Here is a 19,480-nt window from a genome sequence, read left to right as displayed (position 1 = left end):
CGCTACTCTCTACTAATTATTGTAAAAATTTCTCTTCAAAGAACTTCAGTTGATGTTCTAATGTGATAGGGTCATTGAAATAAAAGGCATTTGCATTCACTTCAAATAAATGACCATTTTTCACTGCTTCTAAATCTTTAAACCATGCTGCATCTGTAAAGGAATTATCTTGATCTTGGAACATACTAAAAATCACGTAGTCACCTGCGTATTCCCCTAAAACTTCTTGAGAAATGGCATAGTAGCCAGGCTCTAACGCTGTTTCTTTTACTTTCTCAGGCATTTTCAAACCCATTTCTTGATATAAAATCTCTGTTCCACGACCCCAGTTATCGCCATAAATATAGAACTGTTTATTAAAGTTCTCTGCTACTGTTACAGTCGCATCTTCACCGATTTTTTCTTTAATCTTTTTACCAGCTTCTGCTGCACGTGTTTTAAAATCTTCTACCCAAGCAGTTGCTTCTTTTTCTTTATTCACCACTTTACCGATTTCGATGAACTGCTGTAAATAGTCTACTTTACCATACGTAAATAATACAGTTGGCGCGATTTCTGCTAATTTATCAGCATTTTCAATACCATTTAAGCCAATAATTAAATCTGGTTCTAGCTCAAGAATTTTTTCAATATCTGTATTTTCAACTACAACAGCATCTTTAATTGCATCTTCAAAGTTGGGATTTTTTGCTGCCCATGCATCCACACCAACAACATTTACATCAAGCTGTAATAAGCTTCCTACAAAAGAAGATAGTACAACAACACGTTTCGGATTTGCTGGTACTTCTACAGGACCTGACTCTGATTGATATGTGATTGTTTCTGATGAAGCTTCCTCTTTTGAGCCCTCATCAGCCTTCTCTGTTTTTTCTTCCTTACTGCCACATGCTGCAAGTACTAGTACAAGCATCATAAACATTGGTAATAGCCACTTTTTCATTGTTATTCTCCTTTTAAATGGTTTGTAATAAGTCATATGTAATGCACATTGGTTTGTTTGTTCGTGGATCTTTGCCAATAACTGCATCTATATTAAATACTTTTTTCAATACTTCTGGAACCATCACTTCTTCAGCCGTTCCGAATTTTACAAGCTCACCTTGTGAAAGCGCTACAATATAATCTGAAAAACGTGCCGCTTGATTTAAATCATGGAGGACCATGACAATTGTGCGCCCCTGTTCTTCATTCAGCTTGTAAAGTAGCTCTAAAACTTCTAGCTGATGAGCCATATCTAAATAAGTTGTCGGTTCATCTAAAAAGATAATGTCGGTTTCTTGGGCCAATGCCATCGCAATCCATACGCGCTGACGTTGTCCACCAGACAAGGCATCTACAGATTGTAAACGGAATTCTTCTGTTTTGGTTACCTGTAAAGCCCAGCCAATAACATCTTTATCTTTTTGTGATAAATTCCCGAAGCCCTTTTGATAAGGAAATCGACCGTAGGATACAAGCTCTTCCACTGTTAAACCATGTGCACTTTCTGGACTCTGTGGTAAGATTGCCAGCTCTTTTGCTAATTCTTTTGTTTTCATCTTGGAGATATTTTGACCATCTAATATGACCTGTCCACTCTCATGCTTTAAAATCCGTGTGATAGCCTTTAACAAGGTTGATTTTCCACAACCATTTGAACCAATGATTGTCGTGATTTTGCCATCAGGAATTTGCAGCGATAAGTCATGCACAATCGTTTTATTCTCATAACCAACACGAATCGATTCAACTTCTAAACGCAAATCGGACCCTCACTTTCTTTTTACTTCTTTCCATGCTATGATATTCAAAGTTAAAAATGATAATCATTATCACTAGAATTAGTCTAGTTATCTGATAAGATTTTGTCAATTACTTTTTTACTATTTGTTAAGGATGTGGCAATAAAAATGCAGCATGTGTATGATGTAACAATTATTGGCGGCGGTCCAGCTGGCTTATATAGTGCTTTTTATAGTGGTTTACGGGGTTTAAAAACAAAATTATTAGAAAGTCAACCACAGCTTGGCGGTAAAGTATTACTTTATCCTGAAAAGCTGATATGGGATATTGGGGGTCATCCTCCCGTTTTAGGCGAACAATTTGTTAAACAATTAATCGAGCAAGCCAAAACATTTGATCCTACAATTTTGACAGGTACAAAAGTAGATTTAATTGAACGTCACGATGATATTTTTATAATACATACAGCAGCTGGTGAAAAGCATTATTCTAAAACGGTGCTGTTAGCTGTAGGTGGCGGCATTATTAGCCCTCAAAAGCTAACACTTGAGGGCGCTGAAAAATATGAAATGTCCAATCTACATTACACTGTGCAATCGTATAAACGTTTTGTCGATAAGGATATCATGATCTCAGGCGGTGGTAATGCAGCCATCGATTGGGCTGTTGAATTAAGTCCGATTGCCAAAAGCGTAACGGTTGTTTACCGCAAAGAGAATCTATCAGCTCACGAAGCCACTGTACAGGAAGCACTGGATGCAGGTGTGCGCATTGAGTGTAATACAACGATTACAAAGCTTTCCGCAAATACTGATAAAACGGCTATTCAATTAGTCACATGTGAGAATATGATCACGAAGCAAAGTTATACGCGTCAAATCGATGAGGTAATCGTCAGTCATGGCTATAATCGTGAGGCGTCTCTTGCATTTGATGAGGCCATTGCCATTCCGAAAAAGGATGATTATTATGTTGAAGGAAAAGCAACAGGTGAAACAGCACAGCCAGGTATTTTTGCAGCAGGTGATATTTTATCATTTGATGGAAAAATTAATTTGTTACTTGGCACTTTCCAAGATGCAGCCAATGCAGTCAATTCTATTAAAACGTATTTAGAACCAACTGCCTATCGTCATGGCATGGTGTCCTCACATAATGAGCTATTTAAAGAGAAAAATCGCTCTATTATCGAAAAGCAATTTGCACCAGCCCACTAAACCTAAATATACCCCTCTTAAGATCCTGATCTTAAGAGGGTTTCTAGTTTTTATCTAAATAAACTTAATAACGCTCCCATCTGTCTCAACATATTTACTCCATTTGTAATCGTCCCAGCATGCCCCATAATTGTATTTAAATGATCTGGTAAATTTCCTAATCTAGGACCTTGCTGTTGCTGATTGGGAGAATAGTATGGTTGCACCATCCTACCTCGAAAAGGTGGGCCAAAATATTGCCTATTGTTTGGCGGATATGGACCTCTTCTAGCATTCGGCTGAAAATATGGCATTTATACACCCCCTATCTGAAAGCTTCTCACTAGTATATGTAAAAATTTTTATAGCGAATTAGACTTTTGGAGAAGAGGTTAAAAATAATAAGGGAACCATACTAGTTTCTCTGTCATACTATAAGAAAAAAGAAGGTGGTACTATTCAAGGCTCTCATTATCTTACCTTTTTAGCTAAGTTTGGGGTCGGAGGCGCACATCCTGGGGGCATTAATCTATCAAAGGCTGTCTTGCAAGCAGAGAATATCGAGCAAAACGCACATATTTTAGATGTGGGATGTGGTACAGGGCAAACGGCTGCTTATTTAGCATCTTCCTATCAAGCAAAGGTCACAGGTCTCGATATTCAGCCCATCATGATAGAAAAGGCTCGTCAGCGTATGCATAAAGCGCGTCTACCTGTTAAACTTCTGCAAGGCTCTATTGAACAAACCTCGTTAGCGAACGAGACATTTGACTTGATTCTAGCTGAGTCGGTTCTGGCTTTTGTTAATTTGCAGCAGGCTTTGCAGGAAATTTATCGTTTATTGAAAAAAGGTGGCCGCTTTATTGCTATCGAATTTACCATTCCTCAAACACTTCGTACCGAACTTGCAGACGACCTCCAACAATTTTATGGCTTTCAGTCTCTCCTCAGGAAAAAGGATTGGGTAAGACTACTGCAACACGCTGGCTTTTATGATATCCATATACAAAAAAACAAATCCATCTCATCCAAGCCTGAATTTCAAGTTTCCACAGATCTAGAATCCGAATTCTATGAAATCATGGATCAGCATATTGCCATGAATGAAAAATACGAAGACATTTTAGACTATCGCATCTATACTTGTACAAAATAATGAGCCGGCAGCAAAAGCGTTGCTGGTTTTTTTGTGCTGTCACAGCATACTTTATGACACCTGTCATCAAGATTCTTTGACTGGTGTGAATAGGTTTTTTTTGGAGATTTTCTTATCCTTAATGTAAGAAAACAAAGAAAGAGTGATCGAACTTATGCAAACACAACAAAGACTTCCCTTTATCGATATGTTAAGAGGCTTTGCCGTCTTAGGAACGCTTGGTACAAATATTTGGATATTTGCTTATCTTGGTGATTTATCGTATATCACCACAAGTGATTATTCTGGTTGGTGGTCCTTCAATGATTTTTTACGTATGGTCGTATTATTTTTTGTTAATGGCAAGCTGCTTGGATTGTTAACAATAATGTTTGGTGTAGGTCTACAATTAAAATATCAGCAAGCCTTACGTAGAGGTACAGCGTGGCCAGGAGTATACCTGTGGACTATCGTTTTTTTAGGGTTAGAGGGGCTACTGCACTACACGCTTGTGATGGAGTATGATATTTTAATGAGTTATGCTGTTACAGCATTCATCGTCGCTTTTATTGTACGTTTGGGTGATAAGGTCATGACAGGAGCCTTTTATTTTTTTGGTGGCTTTCACATCCTATTGATTCTGCTTATTTTTATCAGTACCTTACAAGGAGCGGGTGTTTCCTTAAATGGCATGGCGTCCGTTACTGAGCTCTATGAACATGGTACATGGTTTGCGCAGGTGCAGCATCGTCTCACAAACTTTTTATTTTATCGCTCAGAAGCTTTATTTATTATCCCAATGAATGTCTTTTTATTTTTACTTGGCGTGAGGTTCATGCGGAATGGGGTATTTTCACCAACAGACAAAGGACGTCAAACTCGACAAAAGCTCTTTAAAATCGGTGTATTCATTGGCTTTCCTATCAATCTGCTTATTTTTATTCCTGGGGGGCTTTTTGATTTACCTGTTCGCTATCTTTGTGCCCCTCTTCTATCCATTGGCTATATTGGAATTTTAGGTAAACTGGTAGAATATAAGAGGCTAGACTGGCTTTGGCAGCGCTTTGCTCATGTCGGTAAAATGTCTTTAAGCTGCTATGTCCTCCAAAACGTGCTTGCGTCGATTATTTTTTATGGCTGGGGGCTTGGCTTAGGTGGGCAAGTCAATAGCTTCACTGTCATTGGTATTTGGCTATCTCTATCAATCTTACAACTTGTTATAGCGTTTGCTTGGTTACAGCAATTTCAAACGGGCCCTATGGAATGGATTCGTAAAAAAGCCCTTCAAGCGATGACCAAGTAATCAGCAACAAAGGATGGTGCTAGTAATAAAAATATATCCTAGAGAACAAATTAAGCATTATTTAATCATTGATGCAGCTTCTGTCATTTTCCTATTCGCACTAGTACTAGGGTCTCATTCCCTTCCCTTAGCTATGAAAATAACAGTGCTCCTTTTATACCTAATAGCCTTCTACATTGCTTTATGGCATCGAGATTGGAGGCTACTTGCCGCATCTCTAGTAGCCTTTGTCCTGATCACCTTACTTAGCATAATTGTCGATCCTTTTATGCTTATTTTTGGCTTTACCTTTGCCGATTTACTAGGACGGGCAAAATCAAAATGGTATATTGCCTGTGGAATTGTAGCCATCGCTGTCATGTTTTTGACGGTTATGTACACGACAACCGATTCTCTTTTACCGAAGGAATCACAGGTACTAGTACCGATTATGATGTTTCAACTAGTGCTCCCGATTCTCATTTATTTTGTGGAAAAGTCCAAAAATCTGCAGGCTGAGCTGGCAGACGTAAATACACAGCTTGTTCAGCAAGAAGAACGACAACGGATCGCTAGAGACCTTCATGATACAATTGGCCATACGCTCACAATGATTAAAGTAAAAACCGAACTAACGACCAAACTGATTGACCGAGATCCTTCAAGCGTGAAGCCTGAGCTACATGACATATTAGCCACTACCCGTACCGCCTTAAAACAAGTACGTGAGCTTGTGTCTGATATGAATTTTATTTCTTTGCAAACGGAGCTTATCCATTGCCAACAGCTTTTACAAAGCGCGAATATTACGACAACCCTTGACAATCAATGTCCTCAAATCGTACTTTCTAGTGTGGAGGAAACGATGCTTGCTCTATGTGTACGAGAGACGACTACGAATATTCTCAAGCATAGTCAGGCAAAAAAATGTCATTTCACCATTCAATGTTGTGCTGGACACTATACACTTGTGATGAAAGACGATGGCATCGGTTTACAGTCGCAAGGACGTGGGAATGGCATCCACTCCATAAAAGAAAGAATGCATATGCTGCAAGGCTTTGCCCTGATTGAAAGTGACACACCAGTAGGCACCAGCGTCACCCTCACTCTACCAATTCAAGATGGAAAGGAGCCTCTAACATGATACGTGTATTACTAGCAGAAGACCAACAAATGTTACGTGGTGCCCTAACTTCGCTACTAGCGTTTGAGCCTGATATTGAGGTCATAGCTGAGGTGGCGGATGGACAACAAGCATGGGAATTGATCCAGCAGGAGCCACCAGATATTTGCCTAGTCGATATTGAAATGCCCCATCTATCAGGGCTTGAGCTTGCTGAAAAAATTAAACAGGCCAACCTCCCTTGCAAGGTAATGATTGTGACAACCTTTGCACGCCCTGGCTATTTGCAGAAGGCAATGGATTGCGAGGTACACGGCTATCTATTGAAAGATGAACCCATTGATTATTTAATTGCTACTATTCGTAAAATCATGCAAGGAGAAAAGGTGGTCAGCAAGGATTTAGCCGCCTCCTTATTTATGAAGGAGCAAAACCCTTTAAATGAAAGAGAAATTGCGGTGCTACAGCTAGTCAAAAAAGGCTTGACCACAAACGAAATCAGTAAGCAATTATTTTTAACGAAGGGCACGATTCGCAATTATTTATCCACCTCTATTCAAAAGCTACAAGTTGAATCTAGACAGCAAGCCGCTCAGGTAGCAGGCGAAAAAGGCTGGCTATAAAAAAAATCTCGCCACAGCTGTGACGAGATTTTTACAATGGTGGCATAAAACACGTTCCATTTATTAGGTTTCAAAAGACAGATTCATTATTAAGCAAAAGAACGTTTATTTTCCTTGTAGAACTAAATCTGTTGCTGTAGCCCAGTTGTTTAATGGGGTTACGGTATAGCTGACATTTGTTTTCAACGTACCACCATTCGTTAGATCAAAATGCCCACAGCACCTTTACGTGATGAATAACGATATTGTGCTTGCAATGTACTCCCATCACTGCCTTTTAACCCTACACTTCGGCCAGCAAGTAAATCAGATTGCGGATCGTTTCTTATTTGTAATTCAAAAGATTTTTCATCCATGGCTTTCGCTGATTGCAGGCTGAATGGCGCGATTTCGCTCGCCACAAAGCGCTTTACATCTATTTCCGCCCATTGAGCGTACACACGGTAAGTCACACCTGGTTTTAAAACCTTGCCAGCAGGGAGTCTAAATTGAGGAGCCTGTCTGCCATCAGCTGCTTGTGTAAATGGTACATAATTAGCAACAAACTCTTCTCCCTCACTTGTTCTCACCGTCACATAGCGATCACGTAAGGAAGAAATAACATCAAAGCGTTTGCCGCTAGCATCTCGATTATGACCATCTAAGCTAAATGCTAAATCTCCACGGCCTGCGCGATAGGCTTCAATAATATTAGCATAATCTACTACGCCATCCTCCTGAAAGGATTCCAATGTAAATGTATCATTTGTGACTTGCTTCACATTGCGTACATATACCTTTTCATCTGTGCCCTCAAAAACTTTATTGCGTTGCTCTTTATAGCTCAATGTATAGATAAAATCATCTTCTTGGAATGTTGTTGGTACAATATATGTACTCTTAGAGCCTGTCATTAAGCGTGGCACATTGACAATCTCTAAATCTCCATTAAACGTAAAATGTTTTTTTATAGCATCTAAATGATTTAGGTCTACATCAGCTGCTGCTAATGGCTGATTAAATGTAATTTGTAGTGTCATTGTATTTAATGGCTTGATGTTTGTAATTTTAGCTACTTGCTCGTTTTCCGCTACTACTGCTTTATTGCTTGTCGCATCTGCATTTAATGGCTCGCCTATGGTTACTAGACCTGCTGATACTACGGATAAAGCCAATGCTGCTGGGACAATACGTTTTCTTAATTTCATTTGTTGAACTCTCCTTTATGGTGTAATTTGGTTTACAAAATTTATCATAAAGTCCATATCTAAACTGCTAATAAATAAACTATTAAAAAAGAATTAAAAAATAGGAAAAATAATTTAAGAACAAAAAACTGTAGAGAGCCGTCTCTACAGTTTGCAAGTTGTTGAAAAAAGATGATGTCAACGCCATAAAAAGCAACTTTGCAAGTCAAGGGGGTGATTTCCGTTACGCCAGCGTCCTTTCCAGGGGGCGTCCGATGAGCCGCTTCACTCACTTACGTTCGCTCCAGGGTCTCCTCTGTGACGCTAAATCCCCTAGGAGTGACGCTGGCTCCACTCCAATCAACCATTCTGCAAAGTGTCTTTACTTTTTTATAGTAACAAATCGTCCATTAACTGTATTCTTAGAGGGGATAAGTTCTTATTTTCAATGTGGAGAAGTGATGCATGACAACACCTCTTCATAAAGAGTAGTGAACACCTTCACTTTATTTGAAAACCTTTGCTAATAAGTTAGTGGGTTGGAGTGGAAGGCTGCTTGACTCCCGTGGGATAGCAAGACAGGCGAAACTCTAAATGGAGCGGTAGCGGAGGAAGTGATTCGGCGCTCGCTCACAGGAAAGCAAGTAGCCTGCAACGGAAATCCATTTCTACCTTTCAATTGACTGTTTTGTTTTTCAACACTAAGAAAACGGTAGAGAGCCGTCTCTACAGTTTGGGTTACTTTGCGCCTGCTGCAAGTAGAATTTGTTCAATCTCTTTAAAGCCTCGTTGTTTTGCATGTTGCAGAGGTGTCACGTTATTTTGATCGGGAATATTTACATCAGCACCATGTTCAATTAGTCGTTGTATTACGGTTTGCTGTGTTGGATTGCCGTTATTTAAGACAATCGCCTCCATCAGGGCTGTCCAGCCTAAATGATTCACATGATTGACGTCAATATCGGTATTGCTCAATAGCTCCTCGATGACCTCCACATGGCCATGCTCTGCTGCTGGTATGAGTGCTGTTCCCCCATATCGATTTAAAATAGTCGGATCAGCACCAGCTTGAATGGTCATCTTTAAAATAGCCAGATAGCCCTCCGCACCTGCATAGAGAAATGGCGTATTTTGCTGATTATCCTGAATATTAACATCTGCTCCTGCATCTATTAATAATTTAACTGCCTCTATATCCTGATTATAGGTAGCTATCATCAAAGCTGTTCGATTATTTGAATCTTGTACATTGATGTCCCCTTTTTGTTTCAAAGCATGTTGAAGCCCATCGATATCTCCCCTTTCAGCTGCATTGAGCAACTCACTCGCCCATTCTGTTCCCACCACTTCACTCCCACCTTTATCATGCTGTATTGTTTCTGTATCAATTGAGGCACACCCTTGAAGTAAAAATGTTAATGCAATGATTACTGCCTGCCTTTTTTTCAATTTTAATACACCGCCTTTCCTTCCTCAGTGTAAGCGGTAATGCTAAATTGCCCATTAACGAATTCTTAAAAAAGTCTAAAAAAACTACCCCGTCACAAGGACGAGGTAGTTTTACTTAAACATTGAAGCGATAGCCTGCACCCCATACTGTTTCCAAAAACTTGGGATGCGCTGGCTCTCGTTCAATTTTTTCACGTAGCTTTCGTATATGAACAGTGACAGTCGAAACGTCTGCAGCTGATTCATAGCCCCAGTTTCGCTCATATAGCTGTTCCTTACTTAATACTTGATTGGGGTGTCTAACAAAAAAGACAAGTAAATCAAATTCCTTCGTTGTAAAGGCAATCTCCTCACCATTAACAAACACCTTTCTAGCCGAAGTATCGATTGTAATACCATGAATGGACATCATATGATTTGTTTGTTGATGGGTCGCCAGACGCTCATATCTCGACAAATGGGCCTTGACCCTTGCCACTAATTCACTCGGACTAAATGGTTTTGTAATATAATCATCCGCCCCTAGTCCAAGACCACGAATTTTATCAATATCCTCCTTTTTAGCTGAAACAAATAAAATGGGCATATTGTGTACCGCTCGAATCTGTTTACAAATGTCAAAGCCACTTATCCCTGGTAGCATAATATCCAAAATGATTAAATCATAATTACCTTTAAGTGCCTGCTGTAGCCCATCCTCTCCATGGTGTTGGATATCTACTGTAAAGCCATTAATCTCTAAATAATCTCGTTGAAGCTCTGCTATGCTCACTTCGTCTTCAATTAACAGAATTTTTTTCATGATGATTCACCTTCTCCTCAGCCTTTTTCAATGAAATGAATATGCTCGTCCCCTTTGCTAATTCACTCTTTGCCCAAATATCGCCGCCCATTTCAACAACGATTTGTTTTGCAATGGCTAACCCTAAGCCACTGCCTCCTGTTTGCGAATTACGTGAAGGCTCCGCACGGTAAAATCGATCAAAAATATAGGGCAATGCGACAGGATCAATGCCTGCACCATTATCTGTTACCTGAATAATCGCATCCTCTGCTCGCTCATGCAAGGAAATAATGATTTGCTTATACGGCTTATCCATATATTTTTCGCTATTACTTAAAAGGTTCGTCAGGACACGTCTTAATTTATCTCGGTCCACCATCGCCAAAAGCGGCGAGCCTGCTGATAGATATTGTAAATGAATGTCTCGTGCAATAAAATCAAAGCTTGTATCCTCTACATAATCATGCATATATTGCTGGAGATTGATGCTTTCCAATTGGAAGGGAATCTTTTTTAAATCCAATTTAGAAAATAAGAACAGCTCATCAATTAATACATCCATATCCTTTGCCTTTGTATAGATAGTGGTTAAATATTTATCCATTTTTTCCTCTGTATTTGCCACACCATCTTTAATGCCCTCCACATAGCCGATAATGGAAGTCATCGGCGTTTTTAAATCATGCGAGATATTGGAGATGAGCTCCTTTCGATTTTCCTCGTATTGAAGCTGAAGCTGAATGGATTCTTTTAATTTGACTCTCATTTCCTCGAATGACCGATTCAGCTGACCAATTTCATCCTTTGAGTGGGTCGCAATCTCAAAATCCAAGTCGCCCGATTTAATTCGTTCTGCCCCTTCCTTTAATGCCGAAATCGGTTTAATAATACTTCTTGAGACTAAATAATTTAAAAAGCCAATAATCATCATAAACAGGACAAATAAAATACCCAAAAGAATTGGTAACAATTCCCTCGTTACCTCTGCATGGGAACTAACCTCTCTTAATACGAAAATACTGCCCTCTGTTTGATCTGGAAAATAAAAATCAAATTTGACATACGTATAAAAGGCTCGATTTATCATGATGGTGTCACGAGAATTAATATTGGTTGCTTCAAAGCCAGGTAAGCTTTGAAGCAATAATTGTTTATGCTCTTTCTGTGTTGAATAAACAATTTGATGATCTTTTCGTACCACAATCTCTATCGAAGGCGCATTGATTTGTTCAAGCTGTTCGAGATCTAAAAGCTGCAGGGGATTTTTTTTAGCTAGTAATTTTAAATCTAGAAACGCATTTTCCTCTACTGTCGTCAAAGGCTTTTGGACGTAAGATTTTTTATAAAAATGCTCAATTGCTTTGACATCGCCTGTAATGGCAAAGGAAAAAAGAAAAACCGCTGCTAATAATAGCGTGATGGCAATGATGATGACACCCACATATGATAGCAAAAACCTTGTTTTTATTGACATCTACATACCCCCATAAGCTGAAACTACTAGCAATGTACCATACAAATCTTAAAACTTTATAAAATCATGCTGAAAAATCTATAAACATTTTTGCCGCTTCAGTATAGTATTGCGTTCCTATAAATGAAATAAACAAAAAAAGATACGGCACAAACCCGCTGTGCCGTATCATCTTTGCTTTATTTAGTTTCTTGTGCTCTTAGCTTCTTCTTTGTTTGCCAACCTAAAAGGATAAATTCAATTACTACCACAGCGATTAATGACGCACCAAATAGCGGCATCATAATCCCTAATATGACAAGGAAAATGATGAATGGCATGGATATTTTATGAGAAATTTGCGGTGGTGCAGACAGCTCCCCTTTTTTTCTACGTAAAATCCAAGTGCGAATGCCCCACACGATTACGGCTAAAAAGGCTAGACAAACCACTAAGTTTAAAAGCTTATTCGGCCAGCCGAATAAATGCCCTTCATGTAATGGTATTCCCCATGTAAAGAATTTAGCTAATGGGCCATAATCGTCATAATTCACTTGATCGATAAACTTGCCACTATACTGATCAAAATACATTGTGGCTTCTGCTGTAGGTTTTACATCTAGCCCTGTTACACCAGAATTACTAGCCTTCGCCACTGTATAGACGCCCTCACCGTTTGACGGATAAATTATAGAGTAAGGCTTAGCAACGTTCATCGAATTGATCTCTTTTTCAAGCTGAGCAATCGGCATTTGGCTGTCGTTCGTATAACGGACAGCACTACCACCATGATGCTGTGCATGTTCTCCTTCTGATGTCGGTGCCTCTAATTGACGAGTGGCCCATGGAATTTCAGAGACATCAGATGTTGGTGGCTTTTGTTGGAGTAATGGATAGCCAAAAGTAGGATTTTCTGACGCTATATCTGCTAGCATGGAACCCTGAAAAGCAGACCATAATAGCCCAGTCGAAATGAACATCACCATTGGAATCGTAATGATTGTCCCAACAAGTGCATGCAATCTCTTACTTTTTTGCCTCTTATTCTCCGACTTGCCCTTCTTTAGGAGATTTCCTTTGAATGTCATATAAAGACCTGACAGTAATAAAAAAATCGTCCAGCAAGCTGCCAGCTCTACTAAATAGTTTACAAAAGTCCCACCAATAAAGAGAGAGCTATGCGTATTTCTCATAATATTTGAAAATGTATAATCGGCATCCTGACTACCAACCATTTGATTGTGATCATCTAAAAATACGTACTTTTGTTTAGCGCCATTTGATAAAGTTAAACGCGTATTATAAGGTTCCTCCAACATAATCACTTTTGTAGTAGAGTATCCTGCAAATGCCGCCTCCGCTTTTTCCACGGCCTCATCAATTGTTAAGACCTCTTCCTTATGGCTTTCACCAAAAAAATAATCGTCATATAATCGATTTTCTACATCTGTAAAAAACAAATAACCAATCCCACTTAATGTGAGAGACAGCAATAAAGGTGTAATAAAAAGTGCTGCGAAAAAATGCAAGCGCCAAAACCTAGAATAAAGCAAATTTTTCATATTTGATCTCCAATCTCTCTATTTATAGCAGATTAATTATATAAATAAAAAGTGAAATATGAATGAAGTCCTAAAGGCAGTTTTATGACAAACAAATGTATTCCAATTGGTATTATGTTATTTACTCAGAAAAATGGCTACTTCATTTTTCGAAGTAGCCAAACATATTCTATCCTCTTAATTCTTTCAAAACATTGGCGTACGCTGCTAAAATAGATTGCTCATGTGAAGCATCATGCCCAACATAATGTTCAACAAGCTCCTTTAAGGGTTTAGGCTCTTGCATAATTTCAAATTTGAATAAGCTTTCATAGTACTCAACAACTTGTGGATTCATGTGGACCGCTCCTTTAATTTTTTACATAAAAAAACATCTTTCCCTCATCAGAAAGATGTCTACTATGACAAATACACGACATAATACGGTGATTGCCAGATGGAAAGAAGCTTTCTATTAAACATAGAAGCACCCTTTTTAGCAATCATCGTACTATGAGCATGCAGGAGAAATTCTCTAGTCACACTCAACACCCCCTATCCGCGTAGGTTTTTTGGCTGTACTAGATAAAGGCAGGTCTCCTGGCTTATGTTCATCACACCTTTCACCTTCCCATTACGACTCGTAACAGTGGTCTTTTGAAATGTGCTCCCATTTACAGTTGCGGGACAGCGTCGGATTCACACCGATCTTCCCTTTTAAACAAATTAAAAAATCTAATTTGTACCTCTATCCTATTATTCCGTTTTTATTATTATACCATAGTATTAAATCTTAACAGAATAGAAATGTTGGGCTTTTAAAGTTCTAAAGATTAGATTTAGAACTCTATCCCTCTCTTTTGAGGTTTTATCCACTTAATTTGAAGCGCTATCCACCAGTTTTAGAATCCTATCCTCCTCTTTTGAAGTTCTATCCGCTAGTTTAAAGTCTATCCTCTCATCCATTTCAAATATCTAGAAATTAATCTATAATTAAGGAAAAAGGGGGCGGTCTGAGATGATTATGGGTTTACATCATGTGCAAATTACAATTCCGAAAGGCTGTGAGGAGCAAGGGAAGGATTTTTATTGTCATGTCTTAGGACTTCCAGAATTGGAGAAGCCTGACTCTCTCAAAGGACGTGGGGGATTTTGGTTACAGCTTGGTCAACAGGAGGTCCATGTAGGGACAGAGGATGGCTTCGATCGTTTGACCACAAAGGCGCATATTGCGTATCAAGTAGTGGATATTCAGTATTGGCGGAAGAAGCTCGCAGCACATCAAATCAAGATACTCGATTCTGTGCCTATTCCTCATTACGAGCGTTTTGAATTCCGTGATCCTTTTGGTAATCGTGTAGAAATGATACAGAAAATCGTGTAGGCTGCCTCGTTTTGGGGCAGCTTTTTTCATGGAATTGTTCCATATTACATCTTACTGAAACATTTGTAATAAAACTGTAAATTCTCTTGATAAAGCCTTTTATAGCAAGTGTTGAAGCCCTCCCTTCAGTTACCCTGGTAACATTTACCGCCCAGAAGCCCTACTTTTTCATGCTACGATTATTTCCATGGCAAAGGTATACAGGAGAAATCCTACTAGATGCTTTAGGAGGTTACACAACATGAATAAACGATTTTTATCTACAACACTTGCATTAACCATTGGATTTAGTTCATTTGGAATGGTGCAAACAGCGGTCCAGCCGATACAAGTAGAGGCTGCGACAACAAATGCTCAGAACAACGCACAGGCGGTAGCTGCAAAAGCAGACCAATTAATTCAGACTGGTAAAAGCTTAATGGGGCAAGCAACATACAGCAATTCGGTTTACAAGCCTACATACCCATACAAATTTTCTTGTGCTTCATTTTTAATGTACATCTTCGAGAAAAACGGGGTAGACCTTGGTACGTATAATGAAAATTATATGATTCAGCAAGGGACTTATGTAGCGCGAAACCAATTACAAAAAGGCGATTTAGTGTTCTTTAAAAGTAAAAAAACAGGAACTGATCCCGATCATGTCGGTATGTATATTGGCGACAATAAAATCATCCATATGGCTGATACCAAACAAAATATAGTTATCTCTGATTTAAATAGTAAGCCATATTATACGGAAAACTATGTATCTGCACGTAGAGTATTACCTACTCTACTATCTGCCAACCCTGCTACAAAAGGCGATAAAATTGTAGAGAATGCTCTATCCTATAAAAACAAAGTAACGATTAGTTCCACAACAAATGAGGCTAGCTTACGCTTTACAGCTCCAACTTTCGTTGATTTTATCTATCGTAAAAGTGGTGTGACACTTGGCGCAACTTCATTAAACCAATTAATGAACCAAGGATCCACTGTGGCACGTGCTAACTTAAAGAAAGGTGACCTAGTTTTCTTTAATAGTGTCAAAGGCTCTAAAACACCTTCACTTGTCGGGATTTATGCAGGAGATCACCGTATCATCATCCCTAATTCAGATGGTGTAATGACAAGAGTATTATTTGTAGATTACTATACTGAACATTATATTACAGCGAAGCGCGTTTTCTCTGGTAGCACCTCTACGCCCAGCGTAAGTGCACCTTCAGCAAGTACATCTGCCGATAAAATTATTGCCACTGCTACTGGCTTAGCAAGCAAAGCAAAATTCGGCTATACGTACAATGAGAGTGCACTGACTTTTACAAGTGCGGGTTTTACTTATTATGTCTTTAAAAAGCATGGTATTGATTTAAAAGATAAACTAGCAAGTAAACAGGCTTTAGTAGGGACACGTATTCAAAAATCACAACTACAAAAAGGGGATCTACTGTTCTTCTCTACGAATAATGGTGGACAAGAAATCACACAAACGGGTATTTATATAGGCAATAACCAATATATTAGTATGACAACGAATAATATTGTAAAACAAAACATGTCTTCGACGTGGGCACAAAAGAATTTTGTAGCCGCTCGACGCGTCTTAAAATAAATGAGGAAAGGGGTGTCTCAATCATGTTGAGACACCCTTTTTCTATGCGTTTTTTAGTTTATTGGCAAATTCGATCATGGATCTACTAGACATCGGTCCCTTAATTAAAACTATCGTGTCTGCATCAAGCTTTGGCTTCAATAATTCTAAAACGCCTGCTACCTCTTTAAACGTATGAACCTCTGCGCTGGTTCCATCCTTTTGCGCTTGATCGGCAATCTTCTCTGCCCTTTTGCCGATAGTAATCAATGTATCGATCTTTCTTACTGCTACCATGGAGCCGATTTCGCGATGATATTTTTCTTCAAAATTGCCTAATCGCTTTATATCCCCTAAAACAAGAATGACCTTTTTGTCTTTTCCCACCGTATCTATAACTTTTAAGGCTGCCTCTACAGATGTTGGGTTATTTGTCCATGTATCATCAATAATCGTACTGTCACCAAGTCCTGTCGTAAATTCTAAATGTCTTGCCATCTGTTTAAATGTTCTGAGTCCTGCGATTGCCTGACGAATGGTCAGCCCCATTTCATGACTAGCTGCAATTGCGGCTAAGGCATTATAGACCTGATGCTCACCATAGCCTGGGACAAACACATTGTATCTTTCATCCGCCACCTCTAAAACAAACTTCATGCCCGTATTGGCAAACTCCACTTTCGAAGCCTTGTAATCTGCCGTATCCTGTAAGCCAAACTTGATAATCTTCCCTTTAAATCTTTTCAATGAGATTTTTTTAGTATTGGCATCATCAGCATTGATGATTAACGTGCCATCTTCTTTAATGCCTTCCACAATTTCTGCCTTGGCCTTAATATAGCCCTCCAAATTGAGACAGCCATCTAGATGATGTACACCAATGTTTGTAATGATGCCAATAGTTGGTTGATAGATCATACATTGATGTTTAATATTCCCCGTATTCCCTAAGCCTAGTTCAAAGATAGCGGCTTGTGTTTTATCGTCAATGCCCGTTAAATAAGGTAATGATTGCCTTGGCTCGTTTTTACTGCTGACGGATGCTTGCACTTGCCAATGCTTACTAGCAATATGTTTTAACATCTCTTTTGTTGTTGTTTTCCCACAAGTTCCTGTTAAAGCCACAACGGGAATTTCAAAGAGCCCACGATAATACTCGATAAATGCCCAGTATGCCTGTGCAACACTTTTCACTTGTAAAACGGTTGTATTCTCCAGTGCATTTTTTAACTCTGTAGACGGTTTATCGGATATGATAAGAGACGGACCTTTCCGATCAATCTCTTGCCAGTTGATGTGATCGTTTCGACTAACAAACAGGAGCGAATGGCTCTTTGTTAAATCATGCCGATTATAGTAGATCGCCTGCTTAACAGACCATTGTTCAGATCCGTGAATGAGCTTTCCCTGTAGGACATTCCTAAGTTTCTGCACACTAATGGATTGCAAGTGTACTACGCCTCCTCTCTTTATCAATCTTGTAGATAACTTATTTCTTCTCTTGATCTAGGCTGCTTTTTGATCAATTACTATACCTTATTAGAAAGCTCCTCTATGTGGCACAGTCAATATCCTATATTGAAAGAAGCTAATCAGCAGGTGGTGGAGGCTTTAGCTTTAGCTCCGTTGCTAGTTTAGAGACCTGTTTGCTATACATATCTCCCTTTATGAGAATGATGGTATTTTCATCCACAATCTTCTGCAATAACGGATAGACTAGCGTACTATTTTTAAATGTGTAAACAGGCGCGCTAAATCCTAGCTTTACTGCGTGATCAGCCATAATCCTTGCGTGTTCTCCAATGGTAATCAGGACATCCACGCCAATACGTTGAATTAATTCACCCGCTTGTTCGTGAATAATGTAGCCCCAAGAACCTAAATCGGTAATCGTACCAATAACCGCAATCTTTTTCTTGCCGTCACCTAACTCATTCAACACCTTTAAGGCAGCCTCTAAGGAAGTGGTTGTAATACTCCAGGTATCATCCAATAACATGGAATGATTAATGCCCTCAAAGAGTTGCAGCTGTTTTTTCAATAGACGGAATGATTGAAGCTGTTTTGCTGCGACTGGAATAGGCATCCCCATATCATGGACCGCGGCAATAGCAGCAAGAGCATTATAAACCTGATGCTCGCCAAACCCTGGTACAAGAATGTCATAGCTTTTTCTATCATGATGCAGGATAAATTTCATCCCTTTTTGATAGTAGTGGATATGGCTTGCTCGAAAATCACAGGAGTCATGCTTTCCTACCTTAATCAAACGCCCACGAAATCTCGAAACATCTATTTTTTTCGTATTCATATCTTCAGCATTGATAATTAATGTACCTTTTGGATGAATGATATCTACCATTTCTCCCTTTGCTTGAATATAGCCTTCTAATGTTTTGCAATAATTTAAATGATGGGCTCCGATATTCGTAATAATACCGATTGTCGGTTTGAAATATCTCCCTGCATTCGTAACGTCTCCAGGTGAGCCTACTGCTGTTTCAAAAACGGCAGCCTCGGTATCATCCTCAATGCCCAGTAAATATTGCAAAGAAGCCGTTCTAGAATTGCTGCTCAATGTCGTCGCAGTCACTTTCCGATCAGCCGAAAGAATATGTTTAATCATCTCTTTTGTCGTTGTTTTGCCTGATGTACCTGTAATCGCGACAATCGGAATATGAAACTGGCTGCGATAAAAATGAACAAATTTCCAATAGGCCTCTTCTGCATTCGCTACCTGTATCAGCATGACATGATCGGGAATGTCAGAAGGCCGATAAACTCTATCGGTCACTAGCACTAGAGGAGAAAGTGGCTCAAGACTTTTCCAATTAACAATACGTTTACTTGTAAAAAGGGCCGTATTGGATTTTTTCACTTGCTTTAATCGATAAGCCCCATGCTGAATCAGTGTATCCTCTGACCCGTGCACTAGATAGCCTGCCGTAATCATTGCTAAATTTTTCACCGAAAGAGGCTTCATATCTTTTCTCCCTCCTTTCTTTTCTAGTATATGTAACCTTTTAAAAGTTGCTTGGAT

The 19,480-nt window shown here is 39.1% G+C and carries 19 protein-coding genes and 1 riboswitch; of the genes, 7 read left to right on the top strand and 12 right to left on the bottom strand.

Annotated elements, in window-relative coordinates; genetic code table 11:
- Positions 1-16 precede the first annotated feature (16 nt).
- A complete protein-coding gene (locus LCP48_RS09105) occupies positions 17-943 on the bottom strand; it encodes an iron-hydroxamate ABC transporter substrate-binding protein (RefSeq protein WP_004229355.1) in 927 nt (308 codons plus the stop codon).
- Between the two features lie 13 nt (positions 944-956).
- Complete coding sequence (locus LCP48_RS09100; protein WP_103117844.1) at positions 957-1,745, bottom strand: ABC transporter ATP-binding protein; 789 nt, start codon at positions 1,743-1,745, stop codon at positions 957-959.
- Positions 1,746-1,892: 147 nt separating this feature from the next.
- On the opposite strand from LCP48_RS09100, the gene LCP48_RS09095 reads away from it, so the two are divergent.
- On the top strand, positions 1,893-2,942 hold the full coding sequence (locus LCP48_RS09095) for an NAD(P)/FAD-dependent oxidoreductase (protein WP_004229358.1): 1,050 nt from the start codon (positions 1,893-1,895) through the stop codon (positions 2,940-2,942).
- A 50-nt stretch (positions 2,943-2,992) separates the two neighbouring features.
- On the opposite strand, the gene LCP48_RS09090 is transcribed toward LCP48_RS09095, so the two are convergent.
- Positions 2,993-3,235: a hypothetical protein gene (locus LCP48_RS09090; protein WP_004229360.1), complete on the bottom strand. Its 243-nt coding sequence runs from the start codon at positions 3,233-3,235 to the stop codon at positions 2,993-2,995.
- A 230-nt stretch (positions 3,236-3,465) separates the two neighbouring features.
- On the opposite strand from LCP48_RS09090, the gene LCP48_RS09085 reads away from it, so the two are divergent.
- The 4 genes from LCP48_RS09085 to LCP48_RS09070 all read left to right on the top strand — a co-directional run bounded on the left by LCP48_RS09085 (position 3,466) and on the right by LCP48_RS09070 (position 7,087).
- Positions 3,466-4,077 (top strand): class I SAM-dependent methyltransferase, encoded by a 612-nt coding sequence (locus tag LCP48_RS09085; protein WP_004229362.1) that lies wholly within the window; start codon positions 3,466-3,468, stop codon positions 4,075-4,077.
- Between the two features lie 154 nt (positions 4,078-4,231).
- On the top strand, positions 4,232-5,359 hold the full coding sequence (locus LCP48_RS09080; RefSeq protein WP_225340880.1) for a DUF418 domain-containing protein: 1,128 nt from the start codon (positions 4,232-4,234) through the stop codon (positions 5,357-5,359).
- Positions 5,360-5,372: 13 nt separating this feature from the next.
- Positions 5,373-6,485, top strand: coding sequence for a sensor histidine kinase (locus LCP48_RS09075; RefSeq protein WP_225340879.1), 1,113 nt, complete (start codon positions 5,373-5,375; stop codon positions 6,483-6,485).
- The gene (locus tag LCP48_RS09070; RefSeq protein ID WP_004229368.1) at positions 6,482-7,087 is read left to right on the top strand and encodes a response regulator transcription factor; all 606 of its coding nucleotides are present in this window, start codon (positions 6,482-6,484) and stop codon (positions 7,085-7,087) included. Before LCP48_RS09075 ends, LCP48_RS09070 begins: the two co-directional genes overlap by 4 nt.
- Before the next feature lie 200 nt (positions 7,088-7,287).
- Here the strand turns inward: LCP48_RS09070 and LCP48_RS09065 are convergent, their stop codons facing one another.
- The 7 genes from LCP48_RS09065 to LCP48_RS23310 form a co-directional block, all read right to left on the bottom strand.
- Positions 7,288-8,274, bottom strand: a complete 987-nt coding sequence (locus LCP48_RS09065) for a hypothetical protein (RefSeq protein WP_225340878.1) — start codon at positions 8,272-8,274, stop codon at positions 7,288-7,290.
- 717 nt (positions 8,275-8,991) lie between these two features.
- Entirely contained in the window at positions 8,992-9,702 is a 711-nt protein-coding gene (locus LCP48_RS09060) for an ankyrin repeat domain-containing protein (RefSeq protein ID WP_216485513.1), read from the bottom strand.
- Positions 9,703-9,817: 115 nt separating this feature from the next.
- A complete protein-coding gene (locus LCP48_RS09055) occupies positions 9,818-10,504 on the bottom strand; it encodes a response regulator transcription factor (RefSeq protein WP_004229381.1) in 687 nt (228 codons plus the stop codon).
- Positions 10,482-11,960, bottom strand: a complete 1,479-nt coding sequence (locus LCP48_RS09050) for a sensor histidine kinase (protein ID WP_216485514.1) — start codon at positions 11,958-11,960, stop codon at positions 10,482-10,484. Before LCP48_RS09050 ends, LCP48_RS09055 begins: the two co-directional genes overlap by 23 nt.
- A 179-nt stretch (positions 11,961-12,139) precedes the next feature.
- Positions 12,140-13,501, bottom strand: a complete 1,362-nt coding sequence (locus LCP48_RS09045; protein WP_225340877.1) for a PepSY-associated TM helix domain-containing protein — start codon at positions 13,499-13,501, stop codon at positions 12,140-12,142.
- Positions 13,502-13,670: 169 nt separating this feature from the next.
- Positions 13,671-13,838 (bottom strand): hypothetical protein, encoded by a 168-nt coding sequence (locus LCP48_RS09040; protein WP_004229387.1) that lies wholly within the window; start codon positions 13,836-13,838, stop codon positions 13,671-13,673.
- 62 nt (positions 13,839-13,900) lie between these two features.
- A complete protein-coding gene (locus LCP48_RS23310; RefSeq protein WP_004229388.1) occupies positions 13,901-14,023 on the bottom strand; it encodes a hypothetical protein in 123 nt (40 codons plus the stop codon).
- Positions 14,024-14,053: 30 nt separating this feature from the next.
- Positions 14,054-14,245, bottom strand: a riboswitch (cobalamin riboswitch).
- Between the two features lie 253 nt (positions 14,246-14,498).
- Between LCP48_RS23310 and LCP48_RS09035 the strand changes: the two genes are divergently transcribed.
- Positions 14,499-14,864, top strand: coding sequence for a VOC family protein (locus LCP48_RS09035; RefSeq protein WP_202341823.1), 366 nt, complete (start codon positions 14,499-14,501; stop codon positions 14,862-14,864).
- 241 nt (positions 14,865-15,105) lie between these two features.
- Positions 15,106-16,461: a C40 family peptidase gene (locus LCP48_RS09030; protein WP_004229390.1), complete on the top strand. Its 1,356-nt coding sequence runs from the start codon at positions 15,106-15,108 to the stop codon at positions 16,459-16,461.
- 42 nt (positions 16,462-16,503) lie between these two features.
- On the opposite strand, the gene LCP48_RS09025 is transcribed toward LCP48_RS09030, so the two are convergent.
- Complete coding sequence (locus tag LCP48_RS09025) at positions 16,504-17,889, bottom strand: UDP-N-acetylmuramoyl-tripeptide--D-alanyl-D-alanine ligase (protein ID WP_004229391.1); 1,386 nt, start codon at positions 17,887-17,889, stop codon at positions 16,504-16,506.
- A gap of 139 nt (positions 17,890-18,028) precedes the next feature.
- Positions 18,029-19,423, bottom strand: coding sequence for a Mur ligase family protein (locus tag LCP48_RS09020; RefSeq protein WP_004229392.1), 1,395 nt, complete (start codon positions 19,421-19,423; stop codon positions 18,029-18,031).
- Positions 19,424-19,480: the final 57 nt, after the last annotated feature.

Origin of the sequence: Lysinibacillus capsici (assembly GCF_020217405.1) — a bacterium.
In the GTDB taxonomy this organism is placed as follows: Bacteria; Bacillota; Bacilli; order Bacillales_A; family Planococcaceae; genus Lysinibacillus; species Lysinibacillus capsici.
This window is presented reverse-complemented; position numbering and strand designations above follow the sequence as displayed.

What these genes read in the sequence shown, in the direction of transcription:
- LCP48_RS09035 (WP_202341823.1), top strand. Translation starts at nt 14,499, where the DNA reads ATGATTATGGGTTTACATCATGTGCAAATTACAATTCCGAAAGGCTGT.
- LCP48_RS09040 (WP_004229387.1), bottom strand. Translation starts at nt 13,838, where the DNA reads ATGAATCCACAAGTTGTTGAGTACTATGAAAGCTTATTCAAATTTGAA.
- LCP48_RS09075 (WP_225340879.1), top strand. Translation starts at nt 5,373, where the DNA reads ATGGTGCTAGTAATAAAAATATATCCTAGAGAACAAATTAAGCATTAT.
- LCP48_RS09065 (WP_225340878.1), bottom strand. Translation starts at nt 8,274, where the DNA reads ATGAAATTAAGAAAACGTATTGTCCCAGCAGCATTGGCTTTATCCGTA.
- LCP48_RS09050 (WP_216485514.1), bottom strand. Translation starts at nt 11,960, where the DNA reads ATGTCAATAAAAACAAGGTTTTTGCTATCATATGTGGGTGTCATCATC.
- LCP48_RS09030 (WP_004229390.1), top strand. Translation starts at nt 15,106, where the DNA reads ATGAATAAACGATTTTTATCTACAACACTTGCATTAACCATTGGATTT.
- LCP48_RS09095 (WP_004229358.1), top strand. Translation starts at nt 1,893, where the DNA reads ATGCAGCATGTGTATGATGTAACAATTATTGGCGGCGGTCCAGCTGGC.
- LCP48_RS09070 (WP_004229368.1), top strand. Translation starts at nt 6,482, where the DNA reads ATGATACGTGTATTACTAGCAGAAGACCAACAAATGTTACGTGGTGCC.
- LCP48_RS09080 (WP_225340880.1), top strand. Translation starts at nt 4,232, where the DNA reads ATGCAAACACAACAAAGACTTCCCTTTATCGATATGTTAAGAGGCTTT.
- LCP48_RS09105 (WP_004229355.1), bottom strand. Translation starts at nt 943, where the DNA reads ATGAAAAAGTGGCTATTACCAATGTTTATGATGCTTGTACTAGTACTT.
- LCP48_RS09055 (WP_004229381.1), bottom strand. Translation starts at nt 10,504, where the DNA reads ATGAAAAAAATTCTGTTAATTGAAGACGAAGTGAGCATAGCAGAGCTT.
- LCP48_RS09020 (WP_004229392.1), bottom strand. Translation starts at nt 19,423, where the DNA reads ATGAAGCCTCTTTCGGTGAAAAATTTAGCAATGATTACGGCAGGCTAT.
- LCP48_RS09090 (WP_004229360.1), bottom strand. Translation starts at nt 3,235, where the DNA reads ATGCCATATTTTCAGCCGAATGCTAGAAGAGGTCCATATCCGCCAAAC.
- LCP48_RS09045 (WP_225340877.1), bottom strand. Translation starts at nt 13,501, where the DNA reads ATGAAAAATTTGCTTTATTCTAGGTTTTGGCGCTTGCATTTTTTCGCA.